This is a genomic window from Bacillus sp. RIT 809 (assembly GCF_016892495.1).
GTDB classification, from domain to species: Bacteria; Bacillota; Bacilli; order Bacillales; family Bacillaceae_G; genus Bacillus_A; species Bacillus_A cereus_U.
Genome location: NZ_JAFEMR010000003.1, coordinates 128,280 through 151,132, shown reverse-complemented (window position 1 = coordinate 151,132; position 22,853 = coordinate 128,280). Strand labels below are relative to the sequence as shown.

Below are 22,853 nucleotides of genomic sequence, written 5' to 3'. Positions count from 1 at the left end.
CTACTGAAATCAGTAGCCGTATTAACGATGTTCCGCTGTAATTTAATAAGACTTTATAAGAGCATCTGTTTAAAGGAGAGAATTTAATATGCAACAATTAATCACAGAAATCACAAAAGGCCAATTGAAAACTGACCTTCCTTCATTCCGTCCTGGAGACACTTTACGTGTACACGTAAAAGTAGTTGAGGGAACTCGTGAAAGAATTCAGCTTTTCGAAGGTGTTGTAATTAAACGTCGTGGTGGCGGAATCAGTGAAACATTCACAGTTCGTAAGATTTCTTACGGTGTAGGTGTTGAGCGTACATTCCCAGTTCACACGCCAAGAATCGCGAACATCGAAGTACTTCGCCGTGGTAAAGTACGTCGTGCTAAGTTATACTACTTACGTAACCTTCGCGGTAAAAAAGCACGTATTAAAGAAATTCGATAAGACATGTATGGGAGCTTGTAAATACACAAGCTCCCTTTTTCCAATCTATATGAAATTTTGGTATAATACGAGCAGCTTACATAACTGTGGAGGGGAAAGCATGAAGAAAGAGAAGAGCTCACTTTGGGAATGGATCAAAGCAATTTTGATTGCTGTTGTATTAGCGGGCGTAATTAGACAGTTTTTCTTTGCCCCAATTCTCGTAGATGGTGTATCGATGTCGCCGACTTTACATGACCGTGATCGAATGATTGTTAATAAAATTGGCTATCACATAGGTGATCCGAAACGCTTTGATATTATTGTATTCCGAGCGACGGAAGAAAAAGATTATATTAAGCGTATTATTGGCCTGCCAGGCGACGAAATCGAATACCGTAATGATAAACTATATGTTAACGGGAAACCTTATGAGGAGCCGTATTTAGATAAGCAGAAAAAACAACTTGCTGACGGACCGCTTACATATGATTTTACTCTTGAAGAAATGACAGGAAAGAAAACTGTTCCAGAAGGTCAATTATTTGTTTTAGGCGATAATCGTCGTTTTAGTAAAGATAGCCGTTCGATTGGTACAATTTCAATGGACCAAGTGATTGGTAAAGCAAATATGCTATATTGGCCGTTAAAAGATGCACGTATTGTGAAATAAAAGAAAAAGAAGGTGGCAACATGGTAATCCAATGGTTCCCGGGACATATGGCAAAGGCTAGACGCCAAGTAACAGAAAAATTAAAGTTAATTGATGTTGTAATTGAGCTTGTAGATGCTCGATTACCTTTATCTTCTCGTAATCCAATGATTGATGAAATTATTACGCATAAACCAAGGCTTGTTGTTTTAAATAAAGCGGATATGGCGGATGATCGTCTTACAAAGCAGTGGATTGCATATTTTGATGAAAGAGGTCAAAAGGCAATTTCAATTAATGCACAAGCTGGACAAGGTATGAAAGAAATTGCAGCAGCTTGTAAAGTACTTGTCAAAGAAAAATTCGATAAAATGGTTGCTAAAGGCATTAGACCAAGAGCAATTCGTGCTTTAATTGTAGGTATTCCAAACGTTGGTAAATCTACACTGATTAATAAATTAGCGAAGAAGAATATAGCAAAAACAGGAGATCGTCCTGGTGTGACAACGGCCCAGCAGTGGATTAAAGTTGGGAAAGAAATGGAATTATTAGATACACCAGGTATTTTGTGGCCTAAATTTGAAGATGAATTAGTTGGTCTTCGTTTAGCGACGACGGGTGCAATTAAAGATTCTATATTAAATCTACAGGATGTAGCTATTTATGCGTTACGCTTTATGGAAAAACATTATCCAGAACGTTTAAAAGAGCGATATAATTTAAATGACATTCCAGAAGAAATTGTGGAGTTATTTGATGCAATTGGAAAAAACAGAGGTTGCTTAATGGGCGGCGGAATGATTGATTATGATAAAACATCTGAGCTTATACTTCGTGAGCTTCGTGGTGGAAGATTTGGGAAAATGACATTTGAAACACCAGAAGAGTTTGCAGAGCAGGTAGAAGATGTGGAAAAAGTAGAAGAAGTATAAGACGTGCGTTTGTACGTCTTTTCTTTTTGGTTACGTTTAAAAGGAGTGTAAATGAATGCAAAAAATGACTATTCAAGAAGCGGAATGTTTGCTGCAAGAAATTATGAGTGAAGAAGACGAGCATTTTCAAATGTTAGTGAAAGATGAGCGAAAAGGTGTTCAAAAACTAATTTTGAAGTGGTATAAACAAAAAGAGTTAGCACAAAAAGAAAGAGAAAAATTTCTAGAAATGTCAAAGTACGAAAATGAGTTACGTGAAAAAGGGCTCACGTACATTGCTGGCATTGATGAAGTGGGCCGTGGGCCGTTAGCAGGACCTGTTGTGACGGCGGCTGTCGTCCTTCCAGAAGATTTTTATATTCCAGGATTAAATGACTCGAAAAAATTAAGTGAAGCGAAACGTGAGCGTTTTTATGATGAAATTAAAGAGCATGCAATTGCGATTGGAGTGGGAATTGTATCACCACAAGTTATTGATGAAATAAATATTTATCAAGCGACGAAGCAAGCGATGTTAGATGCCGTTGCTAATTTATCATGTACACCAGAATATCTATTAATCGATGCGATGAAGCTTCCTACATCAATTCCGCAAACATCAATCATTAAAGGTGATGCGAAAAGTGTCTCTATTTCAGCTGCATCTATTATTGCGAAAGTCACGAGAGATCGCATGATGAAAGAGTTAGGAGGAAAGTATCCTGCATATGGATTTGAACAACACATGGGATATGGGACGAAACAGCATTTAGAAGCGATTGAAGTACATGGAGTATTAGAGGAACATCGAAAATCATTCGCGCCAATTAAAGATATGATTCAAAAATAAGCTGTATATTCACAGCTTATTTTTTATTTTGGTATATAAACATTATTATTTTCGAAAAAGAATAAAGCGATTTCAGTTTTCTGACACTTTATTGTAGACAGCGTGCCAATCATCTTATACAATGGCAATGTAATGTTTTTTAAACATTAAAAAACTTTTCGAGTAAAACAGGAAAACAGGGGAGGATGGGACCATGAATATCCATGAGTACCAAGGTAAGGCAGTCCTTAGAAGCTATGGGGTTAGCGTTCCGAACGGGAAGGTTGCATTTACAGTAGAAGAAGCTGTAGAAGCAGCGAAAGAATTAGGAACGGAAGTATGTGTAGTTAAAGCGCAAATTCACGCTGGTGGACGCGGCAAAGCTGGCGGTGTAAAAGTTGCGAAAAATTTAGAAGAAGTTCGTACATATGCAGAAAGCATTTTAGGAACTACACTTGTGACGCATCAAACAGGTCCTGAAGGTAAGGAAGTAAAACGCTTACTTATCGAAGAAGGTTGCGATATTAAAAAAGAATATTATGTAGGTCTTGTATTAGATCGTGCAACTTCTCAAGTTGTTTTAATGGCATCTGAAGAAGGTGGAACAGAAATTGAAGAAGTAGCAGAAAAAACGCCTGAAAAAATCTTTAAAGAATATATTGATCCAGCAGTAGGTTTACAAGGTTTCCAAGCGCGTCGAATCGCGTTTAACATCAATATTCCAAAAGAACTTGTAGGACAAGCTGTGAAGTTTATGATGGGCTTATACAGTGCGTTTATCGAAAAAGATTGCTCTATCGCTGAGATTAATCCACTTGTTACAACAGGTGACGGTAAAGTTATGGCGTTAGATGCAAAATTAAACTTTGATTCTAATGCGTTATATCGCAATAAAGATATTTTAGAACTTCGTGACCTTGAAGAAGAAGATTCAAAAGAAATTGAAGCTTCTAAATATGACTTAAACTACATTCCTTTAGATGGAAATATCGGTTGTATGGTTAATGGCGCAGGTTTAGCAATGGCTACAATGGATATCATTAAACATTACCATGGTGACCCAGCTAACTTCTTAGATGTTGGTGGCGGCGCAACAGCTGAAAAAGTTACAGAAGCATTCAAAATTATCCTTTCTGACAAAAATGTAAAAGGTATCTTCGTTAACATTTTTGGTGGCATTATGAAGTGTGATGTTATCGCAGAAGGTGTTATTGAAGCAACGAAGCAGGTAGGTCTTGAGTTGCCTTTAGTTGTACGTCTTGAAGGTACAAACGTAGAGTTAGGAAAGAAAATTTTAAATGAGTCTGGTTTAAATATTGTTGCAGCAGAATCTATGGCAGACGGTGCACAAAAAATTGTTTCACTAGTGGGCTAATAGAAAGCGGGGGAGAAAAATGAGCGTATTAGTTAATAAAGATACAAAAGTTATTGTTCAAGGTATTACAGGTTCTCAAGGGTTATTCCATACAAAGCAAATGATTGAATACGGTACGAAAATTGTAGGTGGTGTAACACCAGGTAAAGGTGGCACTGATATTGAAGGCGTACCAGTATTTGATACAGTAGAAGATGCTGTGAAAGCAACAGGCGCAAACGCTTCAGTTGTATACGTTCCACCCGCTTTTGCGGCTGATGCAATTATGGAAGCTGTTGATGCAAAGATTGATTTAGTAGTATGTATTACTGAAGGAATCCCTGTATTAGATATGGTAAACGTTAAGAGATACATGGCGGGTAAACATACACGTTTACTTGGACCAAACTGCCCTGGTGTTATTACACCTGACGAATGTAAAATTGGTATTATGCCAGGATATATTCACAAAAAAGGTCATGTTGGTATCGTATCTCGCTCTGGTACATTAACGTATGAAGCTGTACATCAGTTAACACAAGAAGGTATTGGCCAATCTACTGCTGTAGGTATCGGCGGAGACCCTGTTAATGGTACGGACTTTATTGATGCGTTAAAAGCATTTAATGAAGATGAAGAAACGCATGCTGTAATTATGATTGGTGAAATCGGCGGTACGGCAGAAGAAGAGGCAGCTGAGTGGGTACAAGCTAATATGACAAAACCAGTTGTAGGCTTCATTGGCGGTCAAACTGCGCCTGAAGGCAAACGTATGGGTCATGCTGGGGCGATTATTTCTGGCGGCAAAGGAACTGCTGCTGAAAAGATTAAAACAATGGAAGCTTGTGGTATTAAAGTAGCGGAAACACCAGCTGTTATGGGTGAAACATTAATCTCTGTTTTAAAAGAAAAGGGATTATTTGAGACTTGCAAAAACTACTAATCTTTTTGAAAGACACCTTCTTATTAGAGGGTGTCTTTTTACACATTTTCTGTTTACATAATAAAAATTATGGGTAAGGAGAATTGAGATGAAAAGAGAACGTTTATTGCACCTTCATTACATGTTGGCGGATCATTGGAAGGCGATGGAGAGACTACTATATGTTGATCCAGAACTGAAGGGAGTATACACTTTTAGTCCGAAACAATTTGAATATTACGCTGGAATATCCCCGAAAAAATCTTCAGAACTAGTAAATTTCCTTCAGACTTCAAATCTAAAGCAATATGTATCCTATTTAGAAAAAAATCGAATATTTTATATAACCATATGGGATGAGGATTATCCGCAACTATTGCAGGAAATACAAGATCCCCCTTTTGTTTTATACGGAAAAGGAGAGAGAGATTTTCTTGGCAAGATAAATAAATTAGCAATTGTTGGAACGAGAGAACCGTCTTTATATGGAAAGGAGAGTGTGAAGTTTATTTTACAACCTTTACTTGAAAAAGAATGGCTTATTGTTAGTGGGTTTGCAAGAGGGATAGATACAATTGCTCATGAAGTTACAGTAAGGCAGCATTGCCCGACTATTGCAATATTAGGACACGGATTATCTTATATGTATCCAAAGGAGAATAGAGGTTTATATGACACGTGGAAAGATTATATATTGTTATTGACAGAGTATCCGCCTCATTATGTGCCGAAAAAATGGTATTTCCCAAAAAGAAATCGAATTATTAGCGGTATAAGTAAAGGTGTTTTAGTTGTAGAAGCAAAAACGAGAAGTGGATCCCTTATTACTGCAGACCTTGCATTAGAACAAAATAGAGAGGTGTTTGCGCTTCCTGGACCTATATTTATAGAGAGTGTAGCGGGAACGAATCATCTAATTCAACAAGGCGCAAAGCTAGTAAGAAATGCGGAGGATATCCTTGAAGAAATTTTAAATTAACCATATATTTTCATGTTTTTATTAAACAATTATTGACAAATGGTAGATTGTCGCTGTATGGTATATTCATTCTTGATTGACAAAAACAAGAGAAATCAATAAGATTGATGAAGACTTGAATCCACCTCTTAAGGAGGCACTAGCATGTCAGATTACCTCGTAATCGTGGAGTCGCCTTCTAAGGCGAAGACCATTGAAAAATATTTAGGGAAAAAATACAAAGTCGTCGCGTCCATGGGACATGTCCGCGATTTACCTAAAAGCCAAATGGGGATAGAAGTAAAGAATAACTTCACCCCGAAGTATATTACCATTCGTGGTAAGGGTCCCGTTTTAAAAGATTTAAAATCAGCGGCAAAAAAAGCAAAGAAAGTCTATCTCGCGGCCGATCCGGATCGTGAAGGAGAAGCAATTGCTTGGCATTTAGCAAATACGTTAAATGTGGACGTTGAATCAGATTGCCGAGTTGTATTTAATGAGATTACAAAAGATGCAATAAAAGAATCATTTAAATATCCTCGTGCAATTAATATGGATTTAGTAGATGCACAACAGGCAAGGCGTATACTCGATCGTCTTGTTGGCTACAATATTAGTCCTTTATTATGGAAGAAAGTAAAAAAAGGATTAAGTGCAGGACGCGTACAATCTGTAGCAGTTCGTTTAATCATCGAACGTGAAAAAGAAATTCAAAGTTTTGAACCTGAAGAATTCTGGACAATTAAAACAGAATTTGTGAAAGGGAAAGACACATTTGAAGCAAGCTTTTACGGCGTAGATGGTGAAAAAGTTCAATTAACGAACGAAGCACAAGTGAACGAAATAATCGAAAAGATGAAAGACAATGCGTTTTCGGTTGAAAATGTAACGCGAAAAGAGCGAAAGCGTAACCCTGCATTACCGTTTACAACATCTTCCTTGCAACAAGAGGCAGCGCGTAAGTTAAATATGCGAGCAAAGAAAACAATGATGCTTGCACAGCAGCTGTATGAAGGGATGGATCTTGGAAAACAAGGGACTGTAGGTCTTATTACGTATATGAGAACTGATTCAACACGTATCTCAGAAACAGCTCAAACAGAGGCTCGTGATTACATTACTGAGGCGTTTGGTGCGGAATACATAGGAACAGAGAAGAAGAAAGAAACGAAAAAGTCGAAGGCACAAGATGCGCATGAGGCGATTCGTCCTACTTCGGTAATGAGAAAGCCAGAGGAACTAAAAAGTTTCTTAAGTCGTGATCAACTCCGTTTGTATAAACTGATTTGGGAGCGATTTGTTGCAAGTCAAATGGCATCTGCTATAATGGATACTGTTACAGCGAAACTCATTAATAACAATGTTCAGTTCCGTGCAAGTGGATCAGTTGTAAAGTTCCCAGGATTTATGAAAGTGTACGTAGAGTCGAAAGATGATGGTGCGGAAGAAAAGGATAAGATGTTGCCACCTTTAGAAGTAGGTGAAACTGTATTTTCAAAAGATATAGAACCGAAGCAACATTACACACAGCCTCCGCCGCGTTATACAGAGGCTCGTCTAGTAAGAACACTTGAAGAGCTTGGAATTGGGAGACCGTCTACTTATGTACCGACACTTGAAACAATCCAAAAACGAGGATACGTTGCTTTAGATAATAAACGCTTCGTTCCGACTGAGCTTGGTGGAATAGTAATCGAACTTATTTTAGAGTTTTTCCCAGAAATTATTAACATTGAATTTACTGCCAATATGGAGCAAAGCCTTGATGAAGTAGAAGAAGGAAATGCAAATTGGGTGAAAATTGTTGATGATTTCTACGTAGGATTTGAACCGCGCTTAGAAAAAGCGGAAAAAGAAATGCGTGAAGTGGAAATTAAAGATGAACCAGCTGGGGAAGACTGTGAATTATGTAGTCACCCGATGGTCTTTAAAATGGGTAAATATGGGAAGTTTATGGCTTGTTCGAATTTCCCGGAATGTCGTAATACAAAACCGATTGTAAAAGAAATCGGTGTTACTTGTCCGAAGTGTGATAAAGGGCAAATTATTGAACGCCGTAGTAATAAAAAGAAACGCCTTTTCTATGGATGCGGTACGTATCCAGAATGTGACTTTGTATCTTGGGACAAGCCGATTGGTCGTAAATGTCCGAAGTGTGAAAGTATGCTCGTAGAGAAAAAGTTGAAAAAAGGCGTGCAAGTACAATGTGTTTCGTGTGATTATGAAGAAGAACAACAAATGTGAGCGTAACTGCTCACATTTTTTTCGGGAAGAAAAGGAAAGGTGATATATATGACAACACAAGTAGTAAACGTCATTGGCGCAGGTCTTGCAGGAAGCGAAGCAGCTTACCAAATTGCAAAGCGTGGTGTCCAAGTAAAATTATATGAAATGAGACCAGTAAGGCAAACACCAGCTCATCATACAGATAAATTTGCTGAATTAGTATGTAGTAACTCACTTCGCGCAAACACATTAACAAATGCTGTCGGTGTTATTAAAGAAGAAATGCGCCTAATGGATTCTGTCATTATTCGTGCAGCTGATGAGTGCTCTGTACCAGCAGGAGGTGCTTTAGCTGTAGATCGTCATGAATTCGCGGCGAAAGTGACTGAATATGTGAAAAATCATCCGAACGTAACTGTAATGAATGAGGAAATCACTGAAATTCCAGAGGGGCCAACTGTTATTGCGACAGGTCCACTTACGTCTCCGGATCTTTCTGCACAATTAAAAAAACTAACAGGTGAAGATTATTTTTATTTCTATGATGCTGCAGCGCCAATCGTTGAGAAAGACAGCATTGACATGAATAAAGTATATTTAAAATCTCGTTATGACAAAGGTGAAGCGGCATATTTAAACTGTCCAATGACAGAAGAAGAGTTTGATCGCTTTTATGAGGCTTTAATTGCTGCTGAGACAGTGCCTTTAAAAGAATTTGAAAAAGAAATTTTCTTTGAAGGTTGTATGCCAGTAGAAGTTATGGCAAGTAGAGGAAGACAGACGTTAGTATTTGGACCGATGAAGCCTGTTGGGTTAGAAGATCCGAAAACAGGGAAAACACCGTATGCGGTTGTTCAGTTACGTCAAGATGATGCAGCAGGAACATTATACAATATTGTAGGCTTCCAAACACATTTAAAGTGGGGGCCACAAAAAGAAGTGTTACAACTAATTCCAGGACTAGAAAACGCAGAGATTGTACGTTATGGTGTAATGCATCGTAATACGTTTATTAATTCGCCTAATCTGCTTCGTCCAACATATCAATATAAACAACGTGATGATTTATTCTTCGCTGGTCAAATGACTGGGGTAGAGGGTTATGTTGAATCAGCAGCATCAGGATTATTAGCGGGTATTAACGCTGCTAGACTTGTACAAGGTGAAGAGCCAGTTGTATTACCACCTGTAACTGCAATGGGAAGTATGGCAAATTATATTACTGCGACAAATGCGAAAAACTTCCAGCCGATGAATGCAAACTTCGGTTTATTTACACCGTTAGAGAAGAAAATTAAAAAGAAACAAGAGCGAAATGAAGCATATGCTACACGCGCTTTGGAAACAATTCAAAATTTTGTAAATATTTAATTAAATTTCTTGCAAAGGCTACTAAGTTGTGATACGATTTAGTAGCCTTTATTGAGGTGAGTTATATGGATGTGAATGTGAAGAAATTGTTACAATTATTCGTTGGATATTTACAAATTGAAAGAAATTATTCAAAATATACAATTGCAAGTTATCAAAATGATTTAGAACATTTTGTGCAATTTATGGAGCGAGAAGGCATATCCTCTTTTTTAGATGTTACATACGCGGATGTTCGTTTATACTTGACGACGTTGCACGATCAGAAGTTAGCCCGTAAATCTGTCGCAAGGAAAGTATCAAGCTTACGAAGTTTATATCGTTTTTTGATGCGTGAAGGTTATCAAAAAGATAATCCGTTTGCACTTGCGTCACTTCCCAAGAAAGAATTGTCAATCCCAAAGTTTTTATATGCTGAAGAGTTAGAGGAATTGTTTGAAGTTTCTGATACAGGGGCGCCATTAGGTCAAAGGAATCAAGCTTTATTAGAGTTGATGTATGCAACTGGGATTCGTGTAAGCGAATGCGTTAATTTGCAACTTACCGACATTGACTTTGCAGTGGGAACAATTTTAGTGATGGGAAAAGGGAAAAAACAAAGATATATTCCGTTCGGAAGCTATGCACAAGATGCTTTAATTACTTATATAGAGAACGGGAGAAAACAGTTAGCTCAAAAGACTGAAGAACAATCTCATATGGTATTTTTAAATGCGAAAGGTAAGCCGTTAACTGATCAGGGTGTACGTTATGTTTTGAACGAACTCATTAAGAAAGCTTCACTTACAATGCGGATAAGTCCCCATATGTTAAGGCATACATTTGCTACACATATGTTGGATGAAGGAGCGGATTTACGTACTGTGCAGGAGCTATTAGGTCATGAGAATTTGTCAACGACACAAATTTATACGCATGTCTCTAAAGAAAGATTGCGTTCTGTGTACATGAAGCATCACCCGCGGGCATAAATTGCTTTTAAAGCCATAAAAACATATAAAGGAGTTTTTTCTATGGGAAATTTCCACGCTACAACGATATTTGCAGTTCATCATAATGGAGAATGTGCAATGGCTGGAGATGGTCAAGTAACGATGGGGAATGCTGTTGTAATGAAACATACAGCTCGCAAAGTTCGCAAACTTTTCCAAGGGAAAGTTTTAGCTGGTTTTGCAGGATCAGTTGCTGATGCATTTACTCTTTTTGAAATGTTTGAAGGGAAATTAGAAGAGTATAATGGCAACTTGCAGCGCGCTGCAGTTGAGATGGCGAAACAATGGCGTGGTGACAAAATGCTACGTCAGCTAGAAGCAATGCTCATTGTCATGGATAAAACAACGATGCTCCTTGTTTCAGGTACAGGAGAAGTGATTGAACCAGATGATGGTATTTTAGCAATTGGTTCAGGCGGACATTATGCACTTGCTGCTGGTCGTGCTTTAAAGCAACATGCAAGTGAACATTTAACAGCGAAACAAATTGCGAAGGCCAGTTTAGAAATTGCAGGCGATATTTGTGTTTATACGAACCATAACATAATTGTTGAAGAATTGTAGAATCGTAAGGGAGGCAGTTTATATGCATTTACATTTTACTCCGCGTCAAATTGTGGAAAAATTAGATCAATACATCATCGGTCAAAAAGATGCAAAGAAAGCGGTTGCTGTAGCTCTACGAAATCGATACCGTCGCAGTAAATTAGTTGAAAATTTACGTGATGAAATTGCACCTAAAAATATTTTAATGATTGGACCGACAGGTGTTGGTAAAACAGAGGTAGCACGGCGAATGGCGAAACTCGTTGGAGCACCTTTTATTAAGGTTGAAGCGACGAAATTCACAGAAGTTGGATATGTGGGTCGAGATGTAGAGTCGATGGTTCGCGATCTTGTTGAAACGTCCGTTCGCATTGTGAAAGAGGAAATGGTAGTTAAAGTTCAAGATAAAGCAGAAGAGCAAGCGAATCAACGTCTTGTTGAAATTTTAGTGCCGAGTCCGGAGAAACAATCTGGATTTAAAAATCCATTAGAAATGCTTTTTGGTGGTAATCAAAATTCAAACCAAACATCTGATGTAGAGGAAGATGATGAAATCGAAAAGAAACGTCAAGATGTGGAAAGAAAGCTTGCGGCAGGCCTTCTTGAAGATGAAGTGATATCGATCGAAGTGACGGAACAACAGTCTTCTATGTTTGATATGTTGCAAGGAACTGGCATGGAACAAATGGGAATGAATTTCCAAGATGCACTAGGAAGTATCATGCCGAAAAAAACGAAAAAACGTAAACTTTCTGTAAAAGAAGCAAGAAAACTCTTGACAAATGAAGAGGCACAGCGCTTAATTGATATGGATGAAGTTACACAAGAGGCTGTTTATCGTGCTGAACAGCTCGGGATTATTTTTATCGATGAAATTGACAAAATTGCTGGTAAGCAGTCGAATAGCGTAGATGTATCGCGTGAAGGTGTGCAACGTGACATTTTACCGATTGTAGAAGGATCGAATGTAGCGACAAAATACGGATCAGTAAAAACGGATTATATTTTATTTGTTGCAGCTGGAGCGTTCCATATGTCTAAACCGTCGGATTTAATTCCGGAATTGCAAGGGAGATTTCCGATTCGAGTAGAATTAACAAAATTATCGGCGGATGATTTTGTTAAAATATTAATCGAGCCTGACAATGCGCTAATTAAACAGTACATGGCGTTATTAGCGACTGAAGGTATAGAAATTGAATTTTCAGACGAAGCTATTCGTAAGATTGCTGAGATTGCTTATCAAGTTAATCAGGATACAGATAATATTGGAGCGAGAAGACTTCATACTGTTATGGAGAAGCTCCTTGAAGATTTATCGTTTGAGGCATCTGAAATTACGTTAGAGAAAATAACGATAACACCTCAATATGTTGAGGAAAAATTAGCGACAATAGCTAAAAATAAAGATGTGAGCCAGTTTATTTTGTAATAGTGTCATCAGGTGACTCGCCCTAGTTTCCAAGTGATGAAAAAATATGTAAGTAACATGTAGGAGGAAATTTTGAAATGGAATTATTAGCAAAAACGAGAAAATTAAATGCGTTATTACAGAGCGCAGCAGGAAAGCCTGTAAACTTTAGAGAGATGTCTGACACAATGTGTGAAGTAATTGAAGCGAACGTGTTCGTTGTAAGTCGTCGCGGTAAATTATTAGGATATGCGATTCACCAACAAATCGAGAACGAACGTATGAAGCACATGCTTGCAGAGCGTCAATTCCCAGAAGAGTATACGCAAAGCTTATTCCATGTTACAGAAACATCTTCAAATTTAGGTGTGGATAGTGACTACACAGCATTCCCAGTAGAAAATAGAGAATTATTCGGTCAAGGTTTAACTACAATCGTACCAATCGTTGGTGGTGGTGAGCGTCTAGGTACACTAGTATTAGCTCGTCTTGGTCAAGAGTTCTTAGACGATGATTTAATTCTTGCTGAATACAGCTCAACTGTAGTAGGTATGGAAATCTTACGTGAAAAAGCAGAAGAAATCGAAGAGGAAGCACGTAGTAAAGCTGTTGTTCAAATGGCGATTAGCTCATTATCTTACAGTGAGTTAGAAGCAATCGAGCATATCTTCGAAGAATTAAACGGAACAGAAGGTTTACTTGTTGCAAGTAAAATTGCTGATCGCGTAGGAATTACTCGTTCTGTAATCGTAAATGCACTACGTAAATTAGAAAGTGCTGGTGTTATTGAGTCTCGCTCTTTAGGTATGAAAGGAACATACATTAAAGTGCTAAACGACAAGTTTCTACAGGAACTTGCTAAATTGAAAACAAACTAATTTATAAAAAAACTCTCCTCGGTTGAGGAGAGTTTTTTGTTTTTTTAAGAGAATGATTTTGCTTACGTAAGGCGTCATAACAACGTTCATTAGAAAACTATTAATTAACCTTCAATTCCTTGCTTAAAGGAATTGAAGGTTGGTAATACTAGAATTTGAGCGTGAAAAAAAGAAAGTTTTACATTGTTCGCATTTTCGACTTGATTGTAATATTTCAGTATGATATAGTAAGCAGTGGTGTCAGTACAAAGTACACACGTTTACTGATTTAAGTGTTGGTGCTACGTCCGTAGTTTCGCTTAGAGATGAAGTAAACGGAGGATATCAAAAACCATTTAGGAGGAACTAAATTATGTCAGTAATTTCTATGAAACAATTGCTTGAAGCTGGTGTTCATTTCGGACATCAAACTCGTCGTTGGAACCCAAAAATGAAGCGTTACATCTTCACAGAGCGTAACGGTATCTACATCATCGACTTACAAAAAACTGTGAAAAAAGTTGAGGAAGCTTACAGAACGATGCGTGACATCGCTGCTGAAGGCGGAGACATCTTATTCGTAGGTACTAAAAAGCAAGCACAAGAAGCTATTAAAGAAGAAGCAACTCGTGCTGGTATGTACTTCGTTAACCAACGTTGGTTAGGTGGAACTTTAACAAACTTCCAAACAATCCAAAAGCGTATCAAGCGTCTTAAAGATATCGAAAGAATGCAAGAAGATGGTACTTTCGAAGTACTTCCTAAGAAAGAAGTTGTTCAACTTAAAAAAGAGTTAGAGCGTCTTGAGAAATTCTTAGGCGGTATTAAAGATATGAAAGGTCTTCCAAGTGCATTATTCGTAGTAGACCCTCGTAAAGAGCGTATTGCAGTTGCTGAAGCACGCAAATTACACATTCCAATCATCGGTATCGTTGATACAAACTGTGATCCGGACGAAATCGATCACGTTATTCCAGCAAACGATGATGCAATTCGTGCTGTAAAACTTCTTACATCTAAAATGGCAGACGCGATCCTTGAAACAAAACAAGGTGAAGAAACTGTTACTGCGTAACAAATTTGGAAAGGTGATAAGGGGTTCGGCCTTTTATCACCTTTTTTAAGGTATAAACACCTTTATAAAAGGTATAAATACATATTTTAGGAGGATGAAAAACATGGCAATCACTGCACAAATGGTAAAAGAACTTCGTGGAAAAACTGGCGCAGGTATGATGGACTGCAAAAAAGCTTTAACTGAAACTAATGGCGACATGGAGAAAGCAATTGACTTCTTACGTGAAAAAGGTATTGCGAAAGCTGCTAAAAAAGCAGACCGCATCGCTGCTGAAGGTTTAACTTTCATCGAAACAAACGGTAACGAAGGTTTAATCTTAGAATTAAACTCTGAAACTGATTTCGTTGCGAAAAACGAAGGTTTCCAAGCATTAATTAAAGAATTAGCTGCTCACTTATTAGCTAACAAACCTGCTAACGTTGAAGAAGCTATGGCTCAAACAATTGAAGGCGGCAAAACAGTAGAAGAGTACATCAATGAAGCAATCGCTAAAATTGGTGAAAAACTTACACTTCGTCGTTTCGAAATCGTATCAAAAACTGATGCAGATGCATTCGGCGCTTACCTACACATGGGTGGACGTATTGGTGTATTAACAGTTCTTGAAGGTTCTACTGATGAAGCAGCTGCTAAAGATGTAGCAATGCACATTGCAGCAGTTAATCCTAAATACATCGACCGCGATGCTGTAACAGCTGAAGAAGTTGAGCATGAGCGTCAAGTATTAACACAACAAGCTTTAAACGAAGGCAAGCCTGAAAAAATCGTTGCGAAAATGGTAGAAGGCCGTCTTGGCAAATTCTTTGAAGAGATTTGCTTACTTGACCAAACATTCGTTAAGAACCCTGATATGAAAGTTCGTCAATTCGTTGAGTCTAAAGGCGGAACATTAAAAGGATTCGTTCGCTACGCTGTTGGTGAAGGTATCGAAAAACGCGAAGACAACTTTGCTGAAGAAGTAATGAACCAAGTAAAAGGTAACAACTAATACAGATTAGGGAACACATTGTGTTCCCTTTTTTAAAATAAAGATGTAAGCAATTGGAGGTTCATTATGAGTAAACCGAAATATGATCGTGTTGTTTTAAAGCTAAGCGGAGAAGCTTTAGCTGGCGAGCAAGGATTTGGAATTAACCCAGCTGTTATTAAGTCAGTTGCGGAACAAGTGAAAGAAATTGCAGAACTTGATGTAGAGGTTGCTGTTGTTGTTGGTGGCGGTAACATTTGGCGTGGGAAAATTGGAAGCGAAATGGGCATGGATCGTGCAGGAGCAGATTACATGGGCATGTTGGCAACAGTTATGAATTCATTAGCTCTTCAAGATAGCTTAGAGAATATTGGAATTCAAACTCGCGTACAAACTTCCATTGAGATGCGTCAAGTGGCAGAGCCTTACATTCGTCGTAAAGCAATTCGTCACTTAGAGAAAAAACGTGTTGTTATCTTTGCTGCAGGTACTGGTAACCCATACTTCTCTACAGATACAACAGCAGCATTACGTGCAGCTGAAATCGAAGCGGACGTTATTTTAATGGCGAAAAATAATGTGGATGGCGTATATAGTGCAGATCCATCTATTGACCCAACAGCTACGAAATACGAAACACTTACTTACTTAGATGTACTAAAAGCAGGTTTAGGTGTAATGGATTCTACAGCTTCTTCTTTATGTATGGATAATGATATTCCATTAATTGTATTCTCGGTTATGGAAAAAGGTAACATTAAACGTGCCGTTTTAGGCGAAAATATTGGAACAGTTGTAAGGGGGAAATAAATTATGGGACAACAAGTATTGAAGTCTTCAAATGAAAAAATGGAAAAAGCAGTTGCTGCTTATTCTCGTGAATTAGCAACAGTTCGCGCTGGTCGTGCAAGCTCGTCTGTATTAGATAAGGTACAAGTTGATTACTATGGTGCACCAACACCAGTTGTGCAATTAGCGAACATTACAGTTCCAGAAGCACGTTTGCTTGTAATTCAACCTTATGATAAAACTTCTATCGGTGATATTGAAAAAGCAATTTTAAAAGCAGATTTAGGCTTAAACCCTTCTAATGATGGAACTGTAATTCGTATTGCATTCCCTGCATTAACAGAAGAGCGTCGTCGTGATCTTGTAAAAGTTGTGAAAAAATATGCTGAGGAAGCAAAAGTTGCTGTTCGTAACGTACGTCGTGACAGTAATGATGACCTTAAGAAGCTTGAAAAAGCTGGCGACATTACAGAAGATGATTTAAGAGGATATACTGAAGATATCCAAAAAGAAACAGATAAATATATTGCAAAAGTTGACGAAATCGCAAAAAACAAAGAAAAAGAAATTATGGAAGTGTAATAGCGATAATTTCGCAAATATGACCCTCTTCTTAAGGGGGTCTTTTTACACTTTTAGGCATACGTCTGCTTGTTGGAGGGTATGAATGATGTTTAAAAAGTTTCCTTTTTTTAAAAGTAAAAAGGTCACATCGTTTGATCATCTCATTGAAAAAGTGAAAAAAGGATATATCCCAGAACATATTGCTATTATTATGGATGGTAATGGAAGATGGGCAAAGAGAAGAGCCATGCCTCGCATTGCTGGTCATCATGAAGGTATGCAAGTTGTGAAGAAAATCACAAAATTTGCAAGTAAGCTTGATGTGAAAGTATTAACTCTTTATGCTTTTTCGACTGAGAACTGGAAAAGACCGAAAAAAGAAGTTGATTATTTGATGAAGCTTCCAGAAGAATTTTTAGGTGCATTTTTACCAGAGTTGATTGAAGAAAATGTACAAGTCCGAGTAATAGGGCAAAAAGATCGTCTTCCTACGCATACGCGCAGAGCGATGGAAAAAGCCATGGAAGATACGAAAGAGAATACGGGATTAATTCTTAATTTCGCGTTAAACTATGGAAGTCGAGATGAAATCGTTTCTGCTGTGCAACATATGATGAAAGATAGTGAGGAAGGAAAAATTCGTTCGGAAGAAATAAGTGAAGAAATGATTTCTTCTTACTTAATGACGAGTTCTTTACCTGATCCAGAGCTGTTAATCCGTACAAGCGGAGAGTTACGTATTAGTAATTTCATGTTATGGCAAATTGCTTATTCGGAATTTTGGTTTACAGATGTGTATTGGCCAGATTTTACCGAGGAACATTTGCTAAATGCGATTACAGACTTTCAACATAGAGGGCGCAGATTCGGAGGCGTGTAGAAAGAGAGGGTTTGGTAGTGAAACAGAGAATTATTACTGGAGTGATTGCTGCCGCGCTATTCATTCCCATCGTAATTTACGGTGGCGTGCCTTTTACAGTTTTAGTGTATGCACTTGCTTCTATAGGTTTATATGAATTAATTCGTATGAACAAGCTTACGCTTATTTCGGTACCAACAGTTTTAGCTGCAGTATTATTGTGGATTATTTTAATTCCGAGTAGTGCATCAGAACTGTTTACGTGGATTGGATTAGGTAAATTAGAAATCACATTTGTGATTGTTTTATTACTTTTATCATATACAGTCCTTTCTAAGAATACATTTACTTTTGACAATGCTTCATTTTTACTTATGGCAACGACATATGTTGGAATGGGATTCTTATATTTAAATGAAACGAGAATATTAGGAATCAAATATGTGTTCTGTGCACTATTTGTCATATGGGCAACTGATTCAGGTGCCTATTTCATAGGAAAAGCATTTGGAAAAAGAAAATTGTGGCCAGAAATTAGTCCGAATAAAACGATTGAAGGTTCATTAGGCGGAATTGTTTGTGGAATTGTTGTTGCACTTGTTTATAACATGTTCTTCCCAGTTGAAGCGAATGTAGGAATTTTAATCGTTCTGACGATTATCATTTCTATTTTTGGACAAATTGGTGATTTAGTGCAATCTGCCTTTAAACGCCATTATGGTGTAAAGGATTCCGGTACAATCTTACCTGGACATGGTGGTATTTTAGATCGAACAGATAGTTGGTTATTTGTGTTACCAATTCTATACTTCTTATTACAATACAATTAATAAATGAACGAGGGGTTGGAGTCATGAAAAACATTAGTTTACTAGGTGCAAGCGGATCAATCGGTACACAAACATTAGATGTGTTACGCTCGCACCCAGACCAATTCCGTCTCGTTGCTTTTTCTGTAGGGAAAAATGTTGATTATGCAGTAAAGGTAATTCAAGAATTTTCTCCGCAAATTGTCTCTGTGCAAAGAGAGGAAGATGTTTTAAAATTACAAGCTGTTTCTGGTAATACAAAAGTAGTATATGGTAGCGAAGGCTTATTAGAAGTAGCGCTACACCCAGATACAGAAATTGTAGTGAATGCTGTTGTAGGTAGCGTAGGGTTGTTACCGACACTCCGCGCAATTGAGGCGAAAAAAACAATTGGAATTGCAAATAAAGAAACGTTAGTAACTGCAGGGCATCTTGTAATGGAAGCAGCACGAAAACATAATGTATCGTTACTTCCAGTAGACAGTGAACATTCAGCTATTTTTCAATGCTTGAATGGTGAAAATGAAAAAAGAATCTCTCGCTTAATTATAACTGCTTCAGGCGGAAGTTTTCGTGATAAAACGAGAGATGAATTGCATCAAGTGACCGTAGAAGATGCACTTCGTCATCCAAACTGGTCAATGGGTTCGAAAATTACAATTGATTCTGCTACAATGATGAATAAGGGGCTAGAAGTAATTGAAGCACACTGGCTTTTTGGTATCCCTTATGAGCAAATCGATGTTGTTCTACATAAAGAAAGTATTATTCATTCTATGGTTGAATTTGAAGATCGTAGTGTAATGGCACAGCTTGGCTCACCTGATATGCGAGTACCGATTCAATACGCGCTTACATATCCTGATAGATTACCTCTTTCAGACACGAAACAGTTAAATTTATGGGAAATGGGAACATTGCATTTTGAGAAAATGAATCAAGAGCGTTTCCGTTGTCTACGTTTTGCGTATGAAGCTGGAAAGACAGGTGGAAGTATGCCGGCTGTAATGAATGCGGCAAATGAAGTAGCTGTTGAAGCTTTTTTACAAAAGAGAATTGGTTTCTTAACAGTGGAAGACCTCATTGAAAAAGCAATGCACCATCACACTGTCATTGCACGTCCGAGCTTAGAGGAAATTCAGGAAATTGACGCAGCCACAAGACGGTTTGTGATGGAACAAATTTAGCAAAGGTGGTTATGGAATTGAATACAGCGATTGCCTTTATATTAATTTTCGGTGCACTCGTATTTTTCCATGAGCTAGGGCATCTATATTTCGCAAAAAGAGCAGGTATTTTGTGCCGCGAGTTTGCGATTGGTTTTGGTCCAAAAATATTCTCATTTGAAAAGAATGAAACGGTGTATACGATTCGATTACTGCCCCTTGGTGGCTATGTAAGAATGGCTGGCGAGGATGCGGACACAGTTGAGTTAAAACCTGGAAAAAAGGTTGGGCTTGTATTAAATGAAAAAGACGAAGTTGTGAAATTAGTTTTTGACGGACATGAAAAATATCCAAATGTTCGTGTCATTGAAGTCGAACAAGCTGATTTAGAGCATAATCTTACAATTTCGGGTTATGAAGAGTACGAGGAAGAGCTGCAAACGTTCCGAGTGAATGAAAAAGCTCGTATCATTTCTGCGGGAGAAGAAATTCAAATCGCTCCGTATAATAGACAATTTGGCTCTAAAAAATTGGGTCAACGCGCTCTAACAATCTTTGCAGGTCCTGCAATGAACTTTATTCTAGCATTTGTTATTTTTGTGATTCTTGGATTTGTACAAGGAGTTCCTGTTGACAAACCGATGGTTGGAAAAGTAATGGGGAATAGTGCTGCAGAACAAGCTGGATTAAAAGAAAACGATACAATTCAAGCAATCAATGGTAAGAACACTAGTACATGGAAAGATGTTGTAACGATTGTACGTGAAAACCCAAATAAAGAAATTACGTTACATGTAAAGCGTGATAGTGAGCAATTTAATGTGAAAGTAACACCAACGCTTGATAAAGAAGGAAAAGACGAAGTTGGTAGAATTGGTGTTTATTCTCCTGTAGAGAAAACAGTGATGGGTTCTATTAAATCAGGATTTGAACAAACATACGAATGGACGAAACTAATTTTTGATTCTCTTGTGAAATTAGTAACGGGTCAATTTTCTATTAATGAGTTGTCAGGTCCAGTAGGAATTTATAATCTAACAGATCAAGTTGTAGATTATGGATTTACGCGTGTACTAAGTTTAGCGGCAGTTTTAAGTATTAACCTTGGTTTATTTAATTTATTACCAGTCCCAGCTTTAGACGGTGGACGTTTGTTCTTCTTCTTAATTGAAGCGTTACGAGGAAAACCAATTGATCGTCAAAAAGAAGGAATGGTTCACTTTATTGGGTTTGCATTATTAATGTTGCTTATGTTAGTTGTAACATGGAATGACATCCGTAAGTTTTTCTTGTAAAATAAGAAGAAGTTTATAATGAAATAGAGCTCGTAGAATAAAATCCCTCACCTAACTCGAGGTGAGGGATTTTATTGCGTGTAAGAGTAAAATGAAGAGGTGCGAATAAATGAAACAAAGTATGGTATTCAGTCCTACATTACGTGAAGTTCCAGCAGATGCTGAAATTAAGAGTCATCAATTATTACTTCGCGCAGGGTTTATGCGTCAAAATGCTTCTGGTATTTATAGTTTTCTACCATTTGGTTTAAAAGTGTTACACAAAGTAGAACGTATTGTTCGTGAAGAAATGGAGCGCGCAGGGGCAGTAGAACTATTAATGCCAGCTATGCAAGCTTCTGAATTATGGCAAGAATCAGGCCGTTGGTATTCTTACGGATCAGAATTAATGCGTATGAAAGATCGTAATGCACGCGAGTTTGCGCTAGGGGCAACTCATGAGGAAGTAATTACAGATCTTGTACGTGATGAAATTAAATCATACAAAAAACTACCATTAACATTATATCAAATTCAAACAAAATTCCGTGATGAGCAAAGACCACGTTTCGGTTTATTACGCGGAAGAGAATTTTTAATGAAAGATGCGTATTCTTTCCATGCAACACAAGAAAGTTTGGATGAAGTATATAGCGGTTTATACAAAGCGTATTCTAATATCTTTGCTCGTTGTGGTTTGAATTTCCGTGCAGTTATCGCTGATTCTGGAGCAATGGGCGGAAAAGATACACACGAATTTATGGTGTTATCTGATGTAGGTGAAGATACAATTGCGTATTCTGATACATCTGATTATGCGGCAAATATTGAAATGGCTCCTGTTGTTGCTACGTATACGAAGAGTGATGAAGCCGAAAAAGCACTTGAAAAAGTAGCAACTCCAGATCAAAAAGCTATTGAAGAAGTATCTGCATTCTTAAATATTGCAGCGGAAAAATGCATTAAATCTATGGTGTTTAAAGTAGATGAGAAATTAGTAGTAGTACTTGTTCGTGGCGATCATGAAGTCAATGATGTAAAAGTGAAGAATGTATACGGAGCTTCAGTCGTTGAGCTTGCTTCACATGAAGAAATAAAAGAGTTATTAAACTGTGAAGTGGGTTCTTTAGGACCGATTGGTGTTACAGGGGATATCGAAATTATCGCTGACCATGCTGTAGCATCAATTGTCAACGGATGTTCAGGAGCGAACGAAGAAGGATTCCATTATGTAAATGTAAATCCAGAACGTGACTTTAAAGTAAGTCAATATACAGATTTACGCTTCATCCAAGAAGGAGACCAATCTCCAGATGGAAATGGAACAATTCTTTTCGCACGTGGAATTGAAGTTGGTCATGTATTCAAATTAGGAACTCGTTATAGTGAAGCAATGAACGCAACGTTCCTAGATGAAAACGGAAAAACAAAACCACTTATTATGGGTTGTTACGGTATCGGTGTATCTCGTACAGTGGCAGCAATTGCAGAGCAGTTTAATGATGAGAATGGTTTAGTTTGGCCAAAAGCTGTTGCACCGTTCCATGTGCATGTAATTCCAGTAAATATGAAATCTGATGCACAACGTGAAATGGGTGGAAATATCTACAACTCATTACAAGAGCAAGGATACGAAGTATTACTAGATGATCGTGCAGAACGTGCAGGTGTTAAATTTGCAGATGCAGATTTATTCGGTCTTCCAGTTCGTGTTACAGTTGGTAAAAAAGCAGATGAAGGTATTGTAGAAGTGAAAGTACGTGCTACAGGCGAGTCTGAAGAAGTGAAAGTAGAAGAACTTCAAACATATATTGCTAATATTTTAAAATAAGAAGAGGTACCTCGTAATGAGGTACCTTCTCTTTCTTTGTAAACATATTTTGTAAAAGAAGAAGGGAGAAATCTT

At 37.7% G+C, this 22,853-nt stretch carries 22 protein-coding genes; all 22 read left to right on the top strand.

Annotation, left to right across the window (positions count from 1 at the left end; translation table 11 throughout):
- Nucleotides 1-88: 88 nt before the first annotated feature.
- Nucleotides 89-433 carry a 50S ribosomal protein L19 gene (rplS, locus tag JTF23_RS05045; protein ID WP_002014524.1) on the top strand — a complete coding sequence of 115 codons (345 nt, stop codon included), beginning with the start codon at nucleotides 89-91 and terminating at the stop codon, nucleotides 431-433.
- Between the two features lie 100 nt (nucleotides 434-533).
- Nucleotides 534-1,085 carry a signal peptidase I gene (gene lepB, locus JTF23_RS05040; protein ID WP_002066791.1) on the top strand — a complete coding sequence of 184 codons (552 nt, stop codon included), beginning with the start codon at nucleotides 534-536 and terminating at the stop codon, nucleotides 1,083-1,085.
- A 20-nt stretch (nucleotides 1,086-1,105) separates the two neighbouring features.
- Nucleotides 1,106-1,996, top strand: coding sequence for a ribosome biogenesis GTPase YlqF (ylqF, locus tag JTF23_RS05035; RefSeq protein ID WP_002088188.1), 891 nt, complete (start codon nucleotides 1,106-1,108; stop codon nucleotides 1,994-1,996).
- Nucleotides 1,997-2,051: 55 nt separating this feature from the next.
- Entirely contained in the window at nucleotides 2,052-2,825 is a 774-nt protein-coding gene (locus tag JTF23_RS05030) for a ribonuclease HII (RefSeq protein WP_002146092.1), read from the top strand.
- A gap of 193 nt (nucleotides 2,826-3,018) precedes the next feature.
- A complete protein-coding gene (gene sucC, locus JTF23_RS05025) occupies nucleotides 3,019-4,179 on the top strand; it encodes an ADP-forming succinate--CoA ligase subunit beta (RefSeq protein ID WP_002014529.1) in 1,161 nt (386 codons plus the stop codon).
- Between the two features lie 19 nt (nucleotides 4,180-4,198).
- Nucleotides 4,199-5,101: a succinate--CoA ligase subunit alpha gene (gene sucD, locus JTF23_RS05020; RefSeq protein WP_000115186.1), complete on the top strand. Its 903-nt coding sequence runs from the start codon at nucleotides 4,199-4,201 to the stop codon at nucleotides 5,099-5,101.
- 88 nt (nucleotides 5,102-5,189) lie between these two features.
- The gene (gene dprA, locus JTF23_RS05015; protein WP_002160735.1) at nucleotides 5,190-6,059 is read left to right on the top strand and encodes a DNA-processing protein DprA; all 870 of its coding nucleotides are present in this window, start codon (nucleotides 5,190-5,192) and stop codon (nucleotides 6,057-6,059) included.
- Between the two features lie 144 nt (nucleotides 6,060-6,203).
- Nucleotides 6,204-8,282 carry a type I DNA topoisomerase gene (gene topA, locus JTF23_RS05010; RefSeq protein ID WP_002160736.1) on the top strand — a complete coding sequence of 693 codons (2,079 nt, stop codon included), beginning with the start codon at nucleotides 6,204-6,206 and terminating at the stop codon, nucleotides 8,280-8,282.
- 48 nt (nucleotides 8,283-8,330) lie between these two features.
- Complete coding sequence (trmFO, locus tag JTF23_RS05005) at nucleotides 8,331-9,635, top strand: FADH(2)-oxidizing methylenetetrahydrofolate--tRNA-(uracil(54)-C(5))-methyltransferase TrmFO (RefSeq protein WP_002066796.1); 1,305 nt, start codon at nucleotides 8,331-8,333, stop codon at nucleotides 9,633-9,635.
- Nucleotides 9,636-9,706: 71 nt separating this feature from the next.
- Nucleotides 9,707-10,606, top strand: a complete 900-nt coding sequence (gene xerC / locus JTF23_RS05000; protein ID WP_078175468.1) for a tyrosine recombinase XerC — start codon at nucleotides 9,707-9,709, stop codon at nucleotides 10,604-10,606.
- A gap of 42 nt (nucleotides 10,607-10,648) precedes the next feature.
- Nucleotides 10,649-11,191 carry an ATP-dependent protease proteolytic subunit HslV gene (hslV, locus tag JTF23_RS04995; RefSeq protein ID WP_002014538.1) on the top strand — a complete coding sequence of 181 codons (543 nt, stop codon included), beginning with the start codon at nucleotides 10,649-10,651 and terminating at the stop codon, nucleotides 11,189-11,191.
- A 22-nt stretch (nucleotides 11,192-11,213) separates the two neighbouring features.
- Entirely contained in the window at nucleotides 11,214-12,605 is a 1,392-nt protein-coding gene (gene hslU / locus JTF23_RS04990; RefSeq protein WP_002111373.1) for an ATP-dependent protease ATPase subunit HslU, read from the top strand.
- Nucleotides 12,606-12,682: 77 nt separating this feature from the next.
- On the top strand, nucleotides 12,683-13,462 hold the full coding sequence (gene codY / locus JTF23_RS04985) for a GTP-sensing pleiotropic transcriptional regulator CodY (RefSeq protein WP_002160737.1): 780 nt from the start codon (nucleotides 12,683-12,685) through the stop codon (nucleotides 13,460-13,462).
- Nucleotides 13,463-13,814: 352 nt separating this feature from the next.
- Entirely contained in the window at nucleotides 13,815-14,516 is a 702-nt protein-coding gene (gene rpsB, locus JTF23_RS04980) for a 30S ribosomal protein S2 (RefSeq protein ID WP_078172935.1), read from the top strand.
- A gap of 103 nt (nucleotides 14,517-14,619) precedes the next feature.
- On the top strand, nucleotides 14,620-15,507 hold the full coding sequence (gene tsf / locus JTF23_RS04975) for a translation elongation factor Ts (RefSeq protein ID WP_002160738.1): 888 nt from the start codon (nucleotides 14,620-14,622) through the stop codon (nucleotides 15,505-15,507).
- A 66-nt stretch (nucleotides 15,508-15,573) separates the two neighbouring features.
- Nucleotides 15,574-16,296, top strand: coding sequence for a UMP kinase (pyrH, locus tag JTF23_RS04970; protein WP_002146098.1), 723 nt, complete (start codon nucleotides 15,574-15,576; stop codon nucleotides 16,294-16,296).
- Nucleotides 16,297-16,299: 3 nt separating this feature from the next.
- Nucleotides 16,300-16,857: a ribosome recycling factor gene (gene frr, locus JTF23_RS04965; protein ID WP_000531506.1), complete on the top strand. Its 558-nt coding sequence runs from the start codon at nucleotides 16,300-16,302 to the stop codon at nucleotides 16,855-16,857.
- 85 nt (nucleotides 16,858-16,942) lie between these two features.
- Nucleotides 16,943-17,719 carry an undecaprenyl pyrophosphate synthase gene (gene uppS, locus JTF23_RS04960; protein WP_002111371.1) on the top strand — a complete coding sequence of 259 codons (777 nt, stop codon included), beginning with the start codon at nucleotides 16,943-16,945 and terminating at the stop codon, nucleotides 17,717-17,719.
- A gap of 17 nt (nucleotides 17,720-17,736) precedes the next feature.
- On the top strand, nucleotides 17,737-18,528 hold the full coding sequence (gene cdsA, locus JTF23_RS04955) for a phosphatidate cytidylyltransferase (protein ID WP_002160739.1): 792 nt from the start codon (nucleotides 17,737-17,739) through the stop codon (nucleotides 18,526-18,528).
- Between the two features lie 23 nt (nucleotides 18,529-18,551).
- A complete protein-coding gene (gene dxr / locus JTF23_RS04950; RefSeq protein WP_002014547.1) occupies nucleotides 18,552-19,694 on the top strand; it encodes a 1-deoxy-D-xylulose-5-phosphate reductoisomerase in 1,143 nt (380 codons plus the stop codon).
- A gap of 17 nt (nucleotides 19,695-19,711) precedes the next feature.
- On the top strand, nucleotides 19,712-20,968 hold the full coding sequence (gene rseP, locus JTF23_RS04945) for an RIP metalloprotease RseP (protein ID WP_002160740.1): 1,257 nt from the start codon (nucleotides 19,712-19,714) through the stop codon (nucleotides 20,966-20,968).
- Between the two features lie 109 nt (nucleotides 20,969-21,077).
- On the top strand, nucleotides 21,078-22,778 hold the full coding sequence (locus JTF23_RS04940) for a proline--tRNA ligase (protein ID WP_002160741.1): 1,701 nt from the start codon (nucleotides 21,078-21,080) through the stop codon (nucleotides 22,776-22,778).
- Nucleotides 22,779-22,853 lie beyond the last annotated feature (75 nt).

Coding starts and splice junctions, on each gene's coding strand:
- rplS (WP_002014524.1), top strand. CDS start 89: ATGCAACAATTAATCACAGAAATCACAAAAGGCCAATTGAAAACTGAC.
- lepB (WP_002066791.1), top strand. CDS start 534: ATGAAGAAAGAGAAGAGCTCACTTTGGGAATGGATCAAAGCAATTTTG.
- ylqF (WP_002088188.1), top strand. CDS start 1,106: ATGGTAATCCAATGGTTCCCGGGACATATGGCAAAGGCTAGACGCCAA.
- JTF23_RS05030 (WP_002146092.1), top strand. CDS start 2,052: ATGCAAAAAATGACTATTCAAGAAGCGGAATGTTTGCTGCAAGAAATT.
- sucC (WP_002014529.1), top strand. CDS start 3,019: ATGAATATCCATGAGTACCAAGGTAAGGCAGTCCTTAGAAGCTATGGG.
- sucD (WP_000115186.1), top strand. CDS start 4,199: ATGAGCGTATTAGTTAATAAAGATACAAAAGTTATTGTTCAAGGTATT.
- dprA (WP_002160735.1), top strand. CDS start 5,190: ATGAAAAGAGAACGTTTATTGCACCTTCATTACATGTTGGCGGATCAT.
- topA (WP_002160736.1), top strand. CDS start 6,204: ATGTCAGATTACCTCGTAATCGTGGAGTCGCCTTCTAAGGCGAAGACC.
- trmFO (WP_002066796.1), top strand. CDS start 8,331: ATGACAACACAAGTAGTAAACGTCATTGGCGCAGGTCTTGCAGGAAGC.
- hslV (WP_002014538.1), top strand. CDS start 10,649: ATGGGAAATTTCCACGCTACAACGATATTTGCAGTTCATCATAATGGA.
- hslU (WP_002111373.1), top strand. CDS start 11,214: ATGCATTTACATTTTACTCCGCGTCAAATTGTGGAAAAATTAGATCAA.
- codY (WP_002160737.1), top strand. CDS start 12,683: ATGGAATTATTAGCAAAAACGAGAAAATTAAATGCGTTATTACAGAGC.
- rpsB (WP_078172935.1), top strand. CDS start 13,815: ATGTCAGTAATTTCTATGAAACAATTGCTTGAAGCTGGTGTTCATTTC.
- tsf (WP_002160738.1), top strand. CDS start 14,620: ATGGCAATCACTGCACAAATGGTAAAAGAACTTCGTGGAAAAACTGGC.
- pyrH (WP_002146098.1), top strand. CDS start 15,574: ATGAGTAAACCGAAATATGATCGTGTTGTTTTAAAGCTAAGCGGAGAA.
- frr (WP_000531506.1), top strand. CDS start 16,300: ATGGGACAACAAGTATTGAAGTCTTCAAATGAAAAAATGGAAAAAGCA.
- uppS (WP_002111371.1), top strand. CDS start 16,943: ATGATGTTTAAAAAGTTTCCTTTTTTTAAAAGTAAAAAGGTCACATCG.
- dxr (WP_002014547.1), top strand. CDS start 18,552: ATGAAAAACATTAGTTTACTAGGTGCAAGCGGATCAATCGGTACACAA.
- JTF23_RS04940 (WP_002160741.1), top strand. CDS start 21,078: ATGAAACAAAGTATGGTATTCAGTCCTACATTACGTGAAGTTCCAGCA.